16 protein-coding genes are annotated in these 16,089 nt (G+C 36.9%); 10 read left to right on the forward strand and 6 right to left on the reverse strand.

Annotated elements, in window-relative coordinates; translation table 11 throughout:
• The first annotated feature begins 28 nt into the window (after positions 1-28).
• The 7 genes from QWY91_RS14880 (at position 29) to QWY91_RS14910 (ending at position 6,762) form a co-directional block, all read left to right on the forward strand.
• The gene (locus tag QWY91_RS14880) at positions 29-1,813 is read left to right on the forward strand and encodes a tetratricopeptide repeat protein (protein WP_290236290.1); all 1,785 of its coding nucleotides are present in this window, start codon (positions 29-31) and stop codon (positions 1,811-1,813) included.
• Positions 1,810-2,238 carry a hypothetical protein gene (locus QWY91_RS14885; protein ID WP_290236291.1) on the forward strand — a complete coding sequence of 143 codons (429 nt, stop codon included), beginning with the start codon at positions 1,810-1,812 and terminating at the stop codon, positions 2,236-2,238. The genes QWY91_RS14880 and QWY91_RS14885 overlap by 4 nt, the downstream gene beginning before the upstream one ends.
• A 114-nt stretch (positions 2,239-2,352) precedes the next feature.
• The gene (locus QWY91_RS14890) at positions 2,353-2,661 is read left to right on the forward strand and encodes a DUF4286 family protein (protein WP_290236292.1); all 309 of its coding nucleotides are present in this window, start codon (positions 2,353-2,355) and stop codon (positions 2,659-2,661) included.
• 21 nt (positions 2,662-2,682) lie between these two features.
• Positions 2,683-3,525 carry a 16S rRNA (adenine(1518)-N(6)/adenine(1519)-N(6))-dimethyltransferase RsmA gene (rsmA, locus tag QWY91_RS14895; RefSeq protein ID WP_290236293.1) on the forward strand — a complete coding sequence of 281 codons (843 nt, stop codon included), beginning with the start codon at positions 2,683-2,685 and terminating at the stop codon, positions 3,523-3,525.
• Positions 3,509-4,864, forward strand: coding sequence for a magnesium transporter (gene mgtE, locus QWY91_RS14900; protein ID WP_290236294.1), 1,356 nt, complete (start codon positions 3,509-3,511; stop codon positions 4,862-4,864). Before rsmA ends, mgtE begins: the two co-directional genes overlap by 17 nt.
• A 272-nt stretch (positions 4,865-5,136) precedes the next feature.
• Positions 5,137-6,120, forward strand: coding sequence for a 2-hydroxyacid dehydrogenase (locus QWY91_RS14905; protein WP_290236295.1), 984 nt, complete (start codon positions 5,137-5,139; stop codon positions 6,118-6,120).
• Positions 6,121-6,345: 225 nt separating this feature from the next.
• Positions 6,346-6,762 carry an arsenate reductase ArsC gene (locus QWY91_RS14910; RefSeq protein WP_290236296.1) on the forward strand — a complete coding sequence of 139 codons (417 nt, stop codon included), beginning with the start codon at positions 6,346-6,348 and terminating at the stop codon, positions 6,760-6,762.
• A gap of 59 nt (positions 6,763-6,821) precedes the next feature.
• Here the strand turns inward: QWY91_RS14910 and QWY91_RS14915 are convergent, their stop codons facing one another.
• The 5 genes from QWY91_RS14915 to QWY91_RS14935 form a co-directional block, all read right to left on the reverse strand.
• Positions 6,822-7,472, reverse strand: coding sequence for an SDR family oxidoreductase (locus tag QWY91_RS14915; protein WP_290236297.1), 651 nt, complete (start codon positions 7,470-7,472; stop codon positions 6,822-6,824).
• Between the two features lie 94 nt (positions 7,473-7,566).
• Positions 7,567-9,369 (reverse strand): GNAT family N-acyltransferase, encoded by a 1,803-nt coding sequence (locus tag QWY91_RS14920; RefSeq protein WP_290236298.1) that lies wholly within the window; start codon positions 9,367-9,369, stop codon positions 7,567-7,569.
• 45 nt (positions 9,370-9,414) lie between these two features.
• A complete protein-coding gene (locus tag QWY91_RS14925) occupies positions 9,415-10,671 on the reverse strand; it encodes an aspartate kinase (protein WP_290236299.1) in 1,257 nt (418 codons plus the stop codon).
• Between the two features lie 3 nt (positions 10,672-10,674).
• A complete protein-coding gene (locus tag QWY91_RS14930) occupies positions 10,675-11,148 on the reverse strand; it encodes a GNAT family N-acetyltransferase (RefSeq protein ID WP_290236300.1) in 474 nt (157 codons plus the stop codon).
• Between the two features lie 76 nt (positions 11,149-11,224).
• Positions 11,225-11,707: a GNAT family N-acetyltransferase gene (locus tag QWY91_RS14935; protein ID WP_290236301.1), complete on the reverse strand. Its 483-nt coding sequence runs from the start codon at positions 11,705-11,707 to the stop codon at positions 11,225-11,227.
• Positions 11,708-11,814: 107 nt separating this feature from the next.
• Between QWY91_RS14935 and fbp the strand changes: the two genes are divergently transcribed.
• The gene (gene fbp, locus QWY91_RS14940) at positions 11,815-12,825 is read left to right on the forward strand and encodes a class 1 fructose-bisphosphatase (protein WP_290236302.1); all 1,011 of its coding nucleotides are present in this window, start codon (positions 11,815-11,817) and stop codon (positions 12,823-12,825) included.
• Here the strand turns inward: fbp and QWY91_RS14945 are convergent.
• Positions 12,822-13,250, reverse strand: a complete 429-nt coding sequence (locus tag QWY91_RS14945; RefSeq protein WP_290236304.1) for a tellurite resistance TerB family protein — start codon at positions 13,248-13,250, stop codon at positions 12,822-12,824. The two genes, fbp and QWY91_RS14945, sit on opposite strands and share 4 nt — an antisense overlap.
• Positions 13,251-13,462: 212 nt before the next feature.
• Here QWY91_RS14945 and QWY91_RS14950 point away from each other — a divergent pair, with 212 nt between their 5' ends.
• Together QWY91_RS14950 and QWY91_RS14955 are read left to right on the forward strand one after the other, a co-directional pair.
• Positions 13,463-14,479: a ligase-associated DNA damage response exonuclease gene (locus tag QWY91_RS14950; protein WP_290236305.1), complete on the forward strand. Its 1,017-nt coding sequence runs from the start codon at positions 13,463-13,465 to the stop codon at positions 14,477-14,479.
• Complete coding sequence (locus QWY91_RS14955; protein ID WP_290236306.1) at positions 14,476-16,068, forward strand: ATP-dependent DNA ligase; 1,593 nt, start codon at positions 14,476-14,478, stop codon at positions 16,066-16,068. Before QWY91_RS14950 ends, QWY91_RS14955 begins: the two co-directional genes overlap by 4 nt.
• Positions 16,069-16,089: the final 21 nt, after the last annotated feature.

Below are 16,089 nucleotides of genomic sequence, written 5' to 3' on the forward strand. Positions count from 1 at the left end.
AAGAAGCGCATTTTGTTATATTTACAAGATGCGCTTTTTCATTTTAATTATATCGGTTATTCTTTTTTCTGCGGAAGTAAATGGGCAGTCACTACAGCTGGCTCAAAACTTCTTTGATAAAGGCGAATACGAGAAAGCACTTTCTTACTATAAAAAAACGCTAGAACTTGCCAATAATAATCCGCAGGCTTATTTTGGTGTAGTAAGTTCTTTACAACAGTTGGAGCGTTTTGGAGAAGCCGAAACGATGTTACGAGATCGATTGGAAGCTTCGCCACAAAACAGCGGTACTTTAATCGATATTGGTCATAATTTTGCCTTGCAAAGAGATGAATCAAAAGCCGAAGAATATTATCAAAAAGCGCTGGAAGCTTTGTCAGAAAATCCTCGCCAGGCCTTCGGGATTGGGATGAGTTTTGAAAAATATAATTTGTTGGATTTTGCTGCAAGAGCTTATCAAAAAGCAAATGAATTAATGCCCAATGCCGGCTTAGAATTGAAGCTTGCAAGAATTTACGGAGAGCAGGGAGAGCTTCAAAAGATGTTTGAAAATTATCTTGATCTGGTGATTAAAGATGAAAAATATTTTCCCTACGCTAATCGCGAATTCGGAAAGTTTATTACTGAAGATGCCACGGCAGAACCTAATATTTTACTAAGAACTACATTACTGAAGCGGTTGCAAGCCGACCCAAATCCTTTTTATAACGAGATGCTGAGTTGGTTGTACATTCAGCAAAAAGAATATAATAAAGCGCTTATTCAGGAGAAAGCGATTTATAAACGATCAGCGGTGCCAAATTTAAACCGAATTATGAATTTAGCATATACTGCAAAAAGAGCAGACGATCTTGAAGCTGCAAAAACCGTTACTAATTTTATTATTGAAGAAGCACCGCAGTCTTTAAAACTTCGAGCAAAACAGTTAAAATTGAGTTTAGAGGTAGAAACGGCAAGTGCTTCAGATTATGCTGAAATTGAAGCACACTTCCGTAGTGTTATTGAAGAATATCAGAATGCTGGTGCTACCATCCCGCTTCAAATTGATTTTGGTCGATTTTTAGCCTTCAAATTAGAAAAAGTTTCAGAAGCTGAAAATCTTTTAAAAAGTCTGCTAACCAATGCAATCAATGATTACGAGAAAGCTCGAATAAAAATGGCAATCGCAGATGTGTTGGTGCTTCAGCAAAAATTTAACGAAGCGCTAATAACCTATACGCAAGTGCAAAAAATGGTAAAAAATGACCAGCTTGCCCAGGATGCGCAATTTAAAGTGGCGAAAACAAGCTATTATAAAGGCGATTTTGAATGGGCACAAACACAGTTGGATGTTTTAAAAAAGTCGACTTCGCAGTTAATTGCTAACGATGCGATGGAATTAAGTTTGCTTATAAAAGATAATAGTTTAGAAGATTCTACTCAGGTAGCTTTAAAGAAATATGCGTATGCAGATTTACTTTCTTACCAAGGGAAAAATGAGCATGCAATAACTAAATTAAATGAACTTTTAGAAGCGCATAAAGGAGAGAAGATTGAAGATGAAGTGCTTTTTAAGCAAGCTCAGCTTTACGAGCAGGAAAGTATGTATCTTTTGGCTGAAGAAAATTATCTTTCAATATTGGCCAATTACGGTCAGGATTTATTAGCAGATAACGCAGCCTGGAATTTGGCTGAACTCTATGCTAATCACTTAAATTTACCAGAAAAAGCGCAGCAATATTACGAGCAGCTATTGTTTAATTTTGAGGATAGTATTTATTTTATAGAAGCCCGAAAAAAATATCGATCACTAAGAGGGGATACCATCGAATGAAGCAATTATTAGCCAAATCGTACAAGTTATTTTGGATTTTCATTCCTCTGGTTTTTATGTACGGGATGTTTAATAAAGACCATTTATGTGTGCTTAATATCCATGATACTTATTATGCGATACATGATGTGGATTTTGCGGGATTAATCGTAATATTTTACGCGTTATTTGGGGTTTGCTACTGGTTAATAGATTTCTTTAATAAAAAGCTTATTAATTGGATGACGGCGTATCATGTCTTTATAAGCATATTTGGACTTTTATTCTTACTGATTTTCTACGGAATTATAAATGATTTGGAATTCGATTATGCTTTAAAGGAAACTTTAATGATGCTTACATTTATCGCGGGAGCTATTACTATTACCGCTCAGCTACTATTTCCTTTAAATTTAATTCTTTCCTATTTTCGCGAAAAAAAGTAGTTATTTCCTTGAAGAGTAATTTAGTGTGTAATTAGTTTACCGATTCCTCTAATCAATTCTTGCTGCAAGGCTTTTGATTCGTATTTTTGCAAATTCAGAATAAAATTATAGCATATGGTTATTTATAATGTGACTACAAATGTTCAGGAAGATGTACATCAAGAATGGTTAAAATGGATGAAATCTGAATTTATTCCCGCCATGTTGAAAACTGGGAAATTCAAAAAAGCATTAATGACGAAAGTGCTTGCCAAAGAGCCTATGGGAGGGATTACCTATTCTGTACAATACACAGCAGAAAGTATGGCGTATCTTAAAACATTTTATATGGAAGATCACGCAAAAATGGTTGCCAAAACAGAACCTTTTAAAGGGAAATTTGTAGAGTTTTCAACCGAACTTCAGGTAGAAGACGAGCAATAATTTGCTGCTAAAACAAACAATATGAGCAAAAAGAAATTTAAAAAGAACTTTAAACCAGCAGCCAGACAGGAGGATCTAAGCGGGCAGGTACGAGCTAAAAAGCATTTGGGACAGCATTTTCTTAATGATGAAAGTATTGCTGAAAAAATTGCGGATACCTTGGCGCTTTCCGGCTATAAATATGTTTTGGAGATTGGCCCTGGGATGGGAGTCTTAACTAAATTTCTATTGAAGAAAGACACCGAAGTTCATGTTGTAGAAATTGATTCAGAAAGTGTAGAATATCTAAATGCAAATTATTTAAAACTAGGTGGCAGAATCCACGAACAGGATTTTTTAAAATATGATTTCACTCAAATTTTTGGAGAGCAGCCTTTCGCTATTACAGGGAATTTTCCGTACAATATTTCTACGCAAATTGTATTTAAGGTTTTAGCGATGCGCGATCAGATTCCTGAGTTTTCAGGTATGTTTCAAAAAGAGGTAGCCAAACGAATTTGTGAGAAAGAAGGAAGTAAAGCTTATGGTATTCTTTCAGTATTAACTCAGGCTTTTTACGAGGCTGAATATTTATTTACCGTGCCTCCAACAGTTTTTAATCCACCGCCTAAAGTAGATAGCGGCGTATTGCGACTAACGCGTAAAGAAAATTACGATTTACCCTGTAACGAAGCCCTGTTTTTCCGAGTGGTGAAAATGGCATTCCAGCAGCGACGTAAAACCTTAAGAAATAGTTTAAAAAGTCTTAATTTACCTGATAGTTTACGAGAAGAGACTATCTTTGGTAAACGGCCTGAGCAGCTTAGTACACAAGATTTTATTTCCCTTACTTTAAATATCGAGCCCTATGCACTTTCAAATTAGCGACCAGCTGATTCAAAAAATTCAATACCTCATCGAAACAAAAGACGATGAAGAATTGTTATTGCATTTAGAGGATATTCACCATGCCGATATTGCTGAAATTATTACTGAACTTAGCCTGGATGAGGCGACTTACTTAGTAAAACTTTTAGATAGCGAAAAAACTTCTGAAGCTTTAATGGAGCTTGAAGAAGGGGTAAGAGAGCGTATTCTTGATAAACTTTCTGCCAGAGAAATCGCAGACGAGTTGGTAGAAATGGATACCGATGATGCTGCAGATATCATGAACGAGCTTTCACCAGAGCTACAAAAGCAGGTGATTTCTGAAATTCAGGACGAGCAACATGCAGAAGATATTGTAGAGCTACTGCGCTACCCGGAAGATTCTGCTGGGGGATTAATGGCCAAAGAACTTGTTCGCGTTAAAGAAAACTGGAGCGTTACGGGTTGTATGACCGAGATGAGAGCGCAAGCTGAAAATGTAACTAGAGTGCATTCAATTTATGTGGTAGATCACAAAAATCATCTTAAAGGTCGGTTATCTCTTAAGGATTTACTTACTGCATCAAGCGATGCTAATATTCGGGATATTTACATACCTAATGTAGATTATGTAAATGTGCATACCGAAGGTGAAGAAGTTGCCAGAATAATGCAGAAATACGATTTAGAAGCTATTCCTGTTATAGATGAAATGCGAAGATTGGTAGGGAGAATTACTATCGATGATATCGTAGATTTTATCAAAGAAGAAGCCGAGCGTGACTATCAAATGGCTGCTGGTATTTCTGAAGGTGTAGAGGCAGATGACAATATTTTTAAACAAACAAGAGCGCGTCTCCCATGGTTGTTAATTGGGATGTTTGGTGGCTTAGGAGCTGCCGGAATTATTAGCGGCTTTCAGGATACCATGTCTGTTTTTCCTAAATTGTTATTATTTGTTCCTTTAATCCAGGCAACTGCCGGAAATGTTGGTGTACAGTCTAGTGCTATCGTAGTACAGGGATTAGCCAATGGTAGTTTAAAAGGAAATATCATTGCCAAACGTCTGGTTAAAGAAGTTTCATTGGCTTTAGTAAATGGCCTTTGTATTGCTTTAATTGTCTTTGGAATAAGTCATTTTGGTTTTGGAACAAGTTTCAGAGAGTCTATAAGTGTTGGTATCGCATTAATCGCAGTCATACTTCTTGCTGCTATGATCGGGACAATTATCCCGATAATTTTAGACAAAAATAAAATTGATCCTGCTGTAGCTACAGGACCATTTATTACAACCAGTAATGATGTTTTTGGTATTCTTACCTACTTTTTAATTGCAAAAGCCATCCTTGGTTTCTAAGAAATTGCCATATTTCTTCTTCATATTGCTCGCATTGCTTAAATTTGCAGGCTATTGTATTGGTTGAATATGACACTTCCCTATTTTCAACAATTTCATTTAGAAAGCAGATCTAGCTTTATCAAAACAGCTAAATCTGTCACAACTTTAGATACTATTTTTTTCAGAAAACTATTGAAAAATGTAAAATATCTGGTTTCTAGGTCTTTTGCTGAAATGCTGGTGCGATTCAAACAATAGCCAAAACAAAATATTAATAAAAAACGATTAAAATGATCATTTTACACGCTGATACCAATCATCCAAGTCTGATGAAGTTATTAGCAGATGCAGGGCATCACAATATTGAAGGATTTTCACAGAGTCGAGAAGAAACATTACAAAATCAGCATTTATATGATGGGATTGTAATAAGAAGTAGGTATTCTATCGATAAAGATTTTCTTGATGCGGCGCCTAATCTTAAGTTTATTGCAAGAGTAGGAGCTGGATTGGAAAATATAGATGTTGAATATGCTGAAGAGCGTGGCGTAAAATTATTCTCTGCTCCTGAAGGAAATCGAAATGCAGTTGGAGAACATTCGCTTGGAATGCTGCTTTCGCTTTTTAATAAGCTGAATAAAGCCGATAGAGAAGTAAGAGAAGGTCTTTGGAATCGTGAAGATAATCGTGGTATCGAATTAGACGGAAAAACTGTTGGTATCATTGGTTACGGTAACATGGGTAAAGCTTTTTCTAGAAAATTAAGAGGTTTTGATGTAGAAGTGCTTTGCTACGACATTAAAGAAGATGTAGAAGACAGTAATGCTACGCAGGTAGATTGGGAAGAATTCACTCAAAAATGTGATATCGTAAGTTTGCATACTCCTTGGACCGAGCAAACAAACAAAATGATAAATAAAGAATTTATCGAATCTTTTCAGAAACCATTTTGGTTTGTAAATACTGCCCGTGGTAAAAATGTGGAAACCGAAGATTTAGTAAACGGACTTAAATCAGGGAAAGTGCTAGGAGCAGGATTAGACGTTCTGGAATACGAAAAAGCATCTTTTGAAAGTCTATTTGCCAATAAGAAGAACGTAGCTATAAGCGCAGGAGAATCTTTACCGGAAGCTATGCGTGAGTTGATGTTCATGCCAAATACCATTCTGAGTCCGCACGTTGCAGGGTGGACGCAAGAATCTCATGAAAAATTAGCTACAGTAACAGCGAATAAAATTATTGATGCCTTTGGACAAGGAGAGCATCAGGAATAAGTTATTCTTTTTTTAAAAGTAACACTGCCTGAGATATACCTATATTTCAGGCAGTGTTATTTATAAGCATTTGTAAAACAGCTATTTTTTTATATTCTGATGCTAATGCTTAACAATTCAGAAACAAAGACTAAAAGAAACCTTTCTATTTTCGTGATGAACACCAATTTTTAAAGTAATCTACTCGGTTAGTTTTAACCGATGCTCATCGCTGAATTAAAAGTCATGAAAAATATTCTTGTGCTATGTACTGGAAACTCTTGTCGTAGCCAGATTGCGCACGCCTACTTAAAATATTTTTCTTTCAAAAAAGCCAATATCTATAGTGCAGGAATAGAAAAGCACGGTGTGAATCCTAGAGCTATCGCTATAATGCAGGAAGATGGAATAGACATTAGTGAACAATCGAGTAATCTGGTAGAAGAGTATTTAGATATAGAGTTTGATTTTGTGATCACCGTATGCGATCATGCAAAAGAAGTTTGTCCAGAAATTGCTTCAAACCAATCCGTTAGATTTCATCAGAACTTTCGTGACCCTTCAAAAGTAAGAGGGAATACCCAGAAAATTTATGATGCATTCGAGGAAACGAGAAACCAAATAAAAGATTATTGCCGCTCTTTCGTGAAGCATAATCTATAAAACAAAAAAGAATGGCGTAAACCATTCTTTTTTTGTTTTTTTAAAATAGGAATTAAAGATTATCCAATTCCACTAAGTTCTATTAGCGCTTGTTTTACCGGTGTTTCACCTTCAACAGCTTGATAGCTCATATTTTTTGTAAGAGGATCTGCTAAAGACATTACTAGTAAAAAGGCTACATCGTCTCTAGAGATTTCTCCATATTCATCAAGTTTTTCAGCAACTTTTACACGAGCACGCCCCATTTCGTCATTTAAACTTCCTGGTTGTACGATGGTAAAAGGCATTCCGCTGGCACGAAGATGATCATCTGCTTTTTTCTTAGCTCTTAAATAGTGTTCTAAATCTCCACCATCTTCTGGACTATCTGTACCCATAGAACTAAGCATCACAAATTTCTTTACATTGCTAGCTTTAGCACCATCAATCATTTTAATAGCTCCTTCTTCGTCTATTGCGGTCGTTTTTTCCGGTCCTGTGCTTCCTCCAGATCCTGCAGCAAAAATTACTTTATCAACTCCCTTAAAAGCGTGAGATACATCATCTTCTAAATCGGCTAGAATACTTTCTACCCCCATATCTTCAAACATCTGCCTTTGCTCTTCTTTTCTGATCATAGCCATAGGGCTAAAACTCTCGGAGTTGTTTAGTATTTCGATAATTCTTTTTCCTGTAGATCCGGTTGCACCGGCAATCAATATATTTTCCATTTTTTTCTTTTCTGTTTTCAAGGAATATAATAATTGAAATAAAAATTACCTAAGCTGAAATCGGGAATAACACGAAATTAACAGCTGGCAATATTTATTGATTCTGATTATGTTTTTCTTCCAGTTCTTTTTGCAGTTCTTCCATTACCGGTTTCACGGTACTTTCAGGAATATCGGCAATTCTAATATACATTAGTCCATCCACAGCGTTATTGAATAGCGGATCTACATTAAACGCCACCACTTTTGCATTCTGTTTAATGTATTTTTTGATAAGCACAGGTAGCCGAAGATTTTCCGGTTCAATTTCATCAATAATTTTATCGAATTTGTTTAAATCGGCTTCACTTTTGTCGAATACAATGTCCTTATCTGCATCTTCTAAAATAACCTTGAATTCTTTTTTAGGTCGAATATATTGTGCGACATAGGGATCGTAATAATTAGATCGCATAAATTCGATCATCAATGACTTAGAAAAGTTTGAGAATTTATTGCTAATGCTTACCCCACCAATTAGATATTTATGCTCTGGGAATCGAAGGGTGCAATGCACGATTCCTTTCCAAAGTAGAAAAAGAGGCATTGGTTTTTGCTGATAATCTTTGATGATAAAAGCTCTTCCCATTTCTATGGATTCACTCATCATCTTGTAAAGTTCTGGTTCAAACCTAAAAAGATCCTGAAGGTAAAATCCGTTAACTCCGTATGCTTTAAAGATTTCAGAACCCATTCCCATTCTGTAAGCTCCTGCTACCTTATTTGCTTCGTTATCCCAAAGGAATAAATGATAGTAATAATCGTCAAAAGGATCCAGATCGACAGGGTTGTTGGTGCCTTCGCCAATCTCACGAAAGGTAATTTCACGCAATCTGCCCAGCTCCTGAACGATATTTGGAATAACTTCTCGCTTTGCTAAGAAAACCTCGTAATTTTTAGACATTAACAAACGCTTGTCCATTTTCCGGCAGTTTTCAACCTCAGCTTCCATCAATTCAGATTTGGTTTCCGAAGCAATCTTTTTAGGCGTTTTGGGAAGTTTTAAGGTATGTGGTATTTTTTCAAAAAGTTTCTTTTTTTCGAAGGTATTTGCAAGCATGTAAGTCTTACGACGAAGATATGCTGTGAAAGTTTCCAGATCTTTATGTGCAGATTGATCTTCTACAGAAATTGGATTTCCTATACGCACATTTATTTTACGTTTTCGTTGCGATAGCATCTCGCTAGGCAGTTTTGCCGTTCGAAGGACATCGCTCATCGACGCAAGTCGGTAGAAAAAAGTACTATTTTTTGCATGAAAATAGATAGGAACAACGGGAACTTTTGCTTTTTGGATAAGACGCATCGCCACCGGTTCCCAGGGTTTATCTACAATTAATTTTTCGTCTTTATAAGTAGAAACTTCTCCAGCAGGAAAAATGCCCAGTACGTGGCCTTCCCTTAAATGTGAGATCGCCTCTTTTATGCCACCCACACTCGATTTTGCATCTTTGTGAGTTTCAAAAGGATTAACCGGCATAATGTACGGTCGCAAAGGATCCAGACGATGTAGTAAGAAATTAGCGATTATTTTGTAATCGTCACGCTGTTCTAGGAGCAGTTTCATTAATATCATCCCATCAATCCCTCCCAAAGGATGGTTGGAGATGGTGATAAAAGGTCCATTTTTGGGAATGCGCTTTAAATCCTTTTCAGGAATATCAAATTTAATCTCAAAAGCTTCTAATATCGAATCGATAAACTCAACACCTTCAAGATCTTTCCGTTTTTGATATTCTTTATTAAGTCTGGAAAGTTTTGTTGTTTTTAAGATCATCCAACCTGCAGAGGTTCCCAGAAAACCTAGTTTATCCAGATTCATCACTCTGGCGACTTCATTAGCGGTTATAAATCCCATTGGTTAGTTGGTTTTAATCAAATGTACAAAGATAGGTGATAAGTTTTAACAATCTGTCACCATTTGTACGGTGTTATGCGTAAGTTGTTTTAAAAGCACCTTTTTTCCTTTTTCTACGGAATTAATTGCTTTCTCATCAAAATGACGAATAGTATACAACGAAACTCCGGTTTGATAGTTAACGCGAAACTTTGCTTTTAAGTGTTGAATTAATTTTTCGAGCTGGTTGAATTTGTTGTCTACACAAACTGAAAAACTAATCGCGGAATTCTGAATAAGATCAACCTTCATTTGATATTGATGAAATAACTGAAATACTTCACTAATATTTTCTTCAACCATAAACGAGAAATCTAAAGATGATAAAGAAATAATCGCCTGGTTTTTCTTAACAATAAAACAGGGCATCTGCGGAACTACCGCGCAGCCATTACCACGGCAAACTTTTGTTCCCTCGTTTTCGGGATGATAAAAAGATTTCACATAAAGCGGAATTTCCTTGCGCTGTAATGGTTGCAATGTTTTTGGATGAATTACCGAAGCGCCATAAAAAGCAAGTTCGATCGCTTCTTCATAAGAAATCTGATTCAGCAATGTAGTTTCAGTAAATTCACGAGGATCCGCATTTAAAACTCCGGGAACATCTTTCCAAATCGTCACACTTTCAGCATTTAAACAATAGGCAAAAATCCCTGCAGTATAGTCACTTCCTTCACGCCCCAGGCTAGTTGTGAAATTGTTAGTATCTGAACCTATAAAACCCTGAGTAATCGTGATCGTTTCAGGATTGATTTCAGCAACAATCTTTTTCTGCGTGCTTTCCCAATCAACCTGTGCATCCCGATATGTACTATCGGTTTTAATAAATTCTCGAGCGTCAACCCAGTCGTTTCTAATGCCGCTAAGCGATAAGAATTCGCTCACAATAGTTGTAGAAATTAGTTCTCCAAAACCTATAATCTGATCGTATACAAAATCGTATTGCAAGGATTTATTATGCTGAAGAAAATTGCTGAGATTGGTGAAAAATTGATTTACTTTTTCGAAAACTGCGGCTTGCTTATTTTCAAATAAAACATTGATGATATTGAAATGAAAAAGCTTAAGATTTTTAATTTCTTCCTCTGGAGAACTGCCGCCTAAATATTTTAGAATGATAACTTCTAGCGCATTGGTGGTTTTACCCATTGCTGAAATTACAATCAGTTTATCTGGATTATGGTGTTTCTCCAGAACCTTTAAAACATTTTTTACGCCTTCTGCATCTTTTACAGAAGCTCCTCCAAATTTGAAGACTTTCATTCGTTATTTTTGTATGTTCTTTTTGATAACACTCTCGTTCATGTGTACGGTAAACCAATTCTTTTTAATATCGGCTCCGGTATTTTCGTAGAATTCGATCGCATTTTTATTTCCTTCAGAAACAACCCATTCTACACGTTTTACGCCATGCTCGTAACCGTATTTTACAACTTGATTATATAACGCTCCACCTAAACCGGTACCTCGCATACTTTCAGTAACAATAAGATCTTCTAAATGCACGGTACGGCCTTTCCAGGTCGAAAATCTAAAATAAACTAATGCCATCCCGGATATTTTGCCATCTACATCGGCTACAAAACATTTAAAATTACCGTGATCAAAACCTTCAGTTTCTAAATCTTCTACTGAGATTTCAACCTGATCTGGTGCATTTTCGTGTTTTGCCAGTTCCATAATTAATTCGAGCACATGGGGCATATCTTCCCTCTTGGCTTCACGTATCTGATATTCCATAATTTTTGCTTTAGTTTTAACAAAAGTAGCAATATGCTTTTAGAAGCTCCCATGTTTTATGGGACTTTGCGTTATATTAACTCCTTTTGTTGCAAAAAGATTGCATAGCAGCTTCATCCATTTGTACCGTTCTCCACTCGTCAAAAACAGTAGCGCCGGTTTTTTTGTAAAATTCTACCGCTTTGGTGTTCCAGTCTAATACCACCCATTCGGTTCTTTTACAGCCTTGTGCTCTAGAGTATTCGATTACTTGGTTGTATAACGCGCCACCAAGCCCTTTTCCGCGAAATTCTTCTCTAACAACCAGATCTTCCAAATGAATAGTTTTCCCTTTCCAGGTCGAATAACGATAATAGAATAACGCCATTCCTTCAATTTTCCCATCAGTTTCAGCTACAAAACATTCAAAAAGCGGGCGCTCACCAAATCCATCTCTTTCTAGATCTGCTACAGAAACTTCGACAGCATCAGGCTCTTTTTCAAATTCGGCCAATTCATTTATCAGCTCTAGTACCGCAGGCATGTCTTCTTTTGCTGCTTTTCTAACTTCAATTTTCATATTAGAGATTTTTTGGTTAAAGTTTTTATTTGTGTTAAAACGTTTACGAAATCGTTGTAAGATGGCATTTTTTCAATAAATTTGATAACAAACTACTGTAAATCGAAATGAGTAAAACCAGACCAACGCTCGGTGAATTTATCATCGACAATCAACAGGATTTCCCATATTCTACGGGAGAATTATCAAGATTAATACGTTCAATTCGCCTAGCCGCAAAAGTAGTAAATCACGAGGTAAATAAAGCAGGACTCGTGGATATTACCGGTGCGGTGGGAGAGCAAAACATTCAGGGTGAAGATCAGCAAAAATTAGATATTTTCGCCAACAAGACGTTTATCCAGACCCTTACGAATCGAGAAATTGTCTGCGGAATTGCTTCCGAAGAAAACGACGAGTACATTACAATTGCAGGTAGCCGAAAAGATCACAATAATAAATATGTGGTGCTTATGGATCCTCTTGATGGAAGCTCGAATATAGATGTGAATGTGTCTGTTGGAACGATTTTTTCTATTTATCGTCGGGTAACACCTTTGGGAACTCCGGTAACTTCAGAAGATTTTTTACAACCCGGAAATTTACAGGTTGCAGCTGGCTATATTATCTACGGAACTTCAACAATGTTAGTATATACCACCGGTCACGGTGTTAACGGTTTTACGCTGAATCCTGCATTAGGATCCTGGTATCTTTCGCATCCAGATATGAAATTTCCTGATATCGGAAATATATATTCCATCAACGAAGGGAATTATGCACATTTTCCAACAGGCGTAAAGAAGTATATCAAATACTGCCAGGAAGAAGAAGAAAATCGTCCTTATACGTCGAGATATATTGGTTCGATGGTTTCAGATATTCATCGCAATATGATCAAAGGCGGGATATATATTTACCCTAAAAGCTCTAAGCACGAAAAAGGAAAACTTCGACTATTGTACGAATGCAATCCTATGGCTTTTATCGTAGAACAGGCCGGCGGAAAAGCCAGTGATGGCTACCAACGCATTATGGATATTAAGCCAACAGAATTGCATGAGCGCTCTCCAATTTTCTGCGGAAGCAAAAAAATGGTAGAAAAGGCAGAAGAATTTATGAAAGAATATGAGGATTAATCCTGCTTATCTAACAAGTACTGATAATCATCGAAAGAAAGTTGACCACTAAAAATCTGGATCGATCTTTTGATTATAGTTTCTGAAGCCTGGCTGGAAAAACCAAGACCAATAGCGTAACGTTTAATCAGCTCGGCTTCTTCATCGTCTATCAAGTGATCTGCGAAAATGATTCTAAATAAATCATGTAGGCGCTCCAATCTTCGCTCGGTATCGTGCGAAGGAGTAAGAGGGTAAGCTCTAGGGTTTTCTAATACTTTTTGATATTCACTTTCTGTGATATCCAGCTTTCTTGCAAAACGTCTTAACAACTCTTCTTCTTCAGTGTTAATATCGCCGTCTATAGCTGCAAGGTTTACAATCGCTGCAAAATGGCTTAAATTTCTTAAATGCTCTCCCGAGCCGAATAAATCTGAAAATGACATATTTAGGGATTTTGGCAGCAAATATAAATAAAGGCTTTAAAATTTTGCTGAAAAATTAGTTTTTTCACAAACCGAACATTTGCTAATCTTTTCCTAATCCTTTTTTTGAGCCTTAGATTTTGACTAATTTCATCAATTACAGCATTTCCTATAAACTATTTGAAGATTCAAAAATGAGGTTGACGCTGTTTTATGAAAATTAAAATATCACTATGACCCCACCTTTACTAGCTTTTAATGATAACGGAATTTACTGCGCTCAGGCCGATGTATATCTGGATCCCTGGAAGCCGGTAGATAAGGCGATTATTTCGCATGGACATGCCGATCATTCTCGTTGGGGGCATAAAAATTATATTACACATCATAGCAATGTTCCGATTATTAAACATCGCTTGGGAGATATTAATGTAAGCGGAAAAAATTGGGGAGAGACATTTAGTATAAATAATGTGAAGTTCTCATTTCATCCTGCCGGTCATATTATTGGTTCGGCACAGATAAGGGTGGAACATAAAGGTGAAGTTTGGGTGTTTACCGGCGATTACAAAACCGAGGACGATGGCGTAGCTAAACCATACGAACCTGTAAAATGCCATACGTTTATAACAGAATGTACTTTTGGCTTGCCGGCTTTTAAATGGCAACCACAACAAGAGGTTTTTGCTGAAATTAATAACTGGTGGCAACAAAACCAGTCGGAAGGTAAAACTTCGGTGATTTTTGGATATTCTTTAGGTAAAGCACAGCGAATTCTGAAATATTTAGATCCTTCGATCGGGAAAATTTATACGCACGGTGCTATAGAAAATATGACAGAGGTTTTAAGACCTCAGCTAGAAATGCCCGAAACCATAAGAATAACTCGGGATGTGAAGAAAGAAGAAATAAAGGGGAATATTGTTATTGCGCCACCAAGTGCGCATGGGACACCATGGATAAAAAAAATGGTGCCTTATGTAACAGCTTCTGCCAGCGGTTGGATGACGTTTCGAGGAGCAAGAAGAAGGCGAGCCATAGATCGTGGCTTTGTACTTTCAGACCATTGTGATTGGCAAGGTTTATTATCTTCTATAAAAGAAACGGGTGCTGAAAAGATTATTTGTACACACGGCTATACCGATATATTTTCCAGATATCTTAGAGAGTTAGGTTACGATGCACGTACCGAGCAAACGCAGTATGAAGAAGAAAATGCCGAGCAAACTTCTAAAACAGGTACAGAATGAGACAGTTTGCAGAACTAATAAAAACATTAGATACTACTAATAAAACAACATTAAAAGTTGAAGCTTTAACAAGGTATTTCAATAACGCACCAGATCCCGATAAGGTCTGGACAATTGCTATACTTTCTCATCGTAGGCCGCCAAGGCCAGTAAATACTACATTGATGAGGTTATGGGCTTCAGAAATTGCAAATATTCCGCTTTGGCTTTTCGAAGAATCCTATCATATCGTCGGAGATTTAGCGGAAACTATATCGCTGGTTATTCCGCCTTCCGAAGCCTCTTCAGAAAAAAGTTTGACTCAGTTTTTAAGTGAGATTATCGATTTAAAACCGAAATCTGAAGAAGAGAAAAAGGAATATTTACGGGATAATTGGCTCAGTTTAAATTATTACGAGCGTTTTGTGTTTACCAAACTGATAACCGGGAGTTTCAGGATTGGAGTAAGCCAAAAGTTAATGACGCGTGCCTTGTCTAAAGCAACCGAAATTGACGAGGATATTCTGGCTTATAAACTAATGGGGAATTGGAGTCCCGCAAAAACAACCTATACTAAACTAATATTAGAAGAAAACGAGGAAGATTATTTATCGAAACCTTATCCATTTTATTTGGCTTATGCTATTGAAGATAAGCCGGAAGATTTGGGCGATGTGACGGAATGGAGTGCCGAGCATAAATGGGACGGAATCCGTTCTCAGGTAATTGTTCGAAATGAACAATTGTTCGTGTGGAGTCGAGGAGAAGAATTGGTGACCGATAAATATCCGGAATTCGAAAAATTTATAGGAATTGTTCCCGATGGTACTGTGATCGACGGTGAAATTTTGCCTTTTCCTGATGGCGAAATAGGAACGTTTAAAGATTTACAAACGAGAATTGGACGAAAAACCATTTCAAAAAATCTATTAAAAAAGACACCGGTTATTTTAAAGGCTTACGATATTTTAGAATGGAAAGGCGAGGATATTCGGCAACAAGCTTTTCAGGATCGTAGAGCTATTTTAGAAAAATTATATACTGAAGTAAAAGCTGAAGAATTACCATTACATCTATCGCATACCATTCAGTTTAAAACTTGGGAAGAAGCAGCGAAGGAGAGAGAACGATCGCGCGAAGTGAAATCTGAAGGTTTAATGCTTAAGCGTTTGGATTCGCCTTATCTGGTAGGGCGTAAAAAAGGCGATTGGTGGAAGTGGAAAGTAGATCCATTAACTATCGATGCGGTACTTACGTATGCGATGCGAGGCCACGGTAGGCGGAGTAATTTGTTTACCGATTATACTTTTGGTTTATGGGATGAAGAGAAAGAAGAACTGGTCACTTTTGCGAAAGCTTATAGCGGTTTAACCGATGCCGAATTTCGGAAACTGGACGCCTGGATTAAGAAAAATACCTTAGAACGTTTTGGCCCGGTACGTAGTGTGACTCCGCATCATGTATTTGAAGTTGCTTTTGAAGGAATCGCTGAATCAAAACGTCATAAGAGTGGTGTAGCTACTAGGTTTCCAAGAATTCTACGTTGGAGAACCGATAAGAAAATGGAAGAAGCCAATACCCTGGAAGATTTAAAAGCATTAATTCCATAGAAAGCGTTAAAAGCGATATTC

Origin of the sequence: Zunongwangia endophytica, assembly GCF_030409505.1 — a bacterium.
GTDB classification, from domain to species: domain Bacteria; phylum Bacteroidota; class Bacteroidia; order Flavobacteriales; family Flavobacteriaceae; genus Zunongwangia; species Zunongwangia endophytica.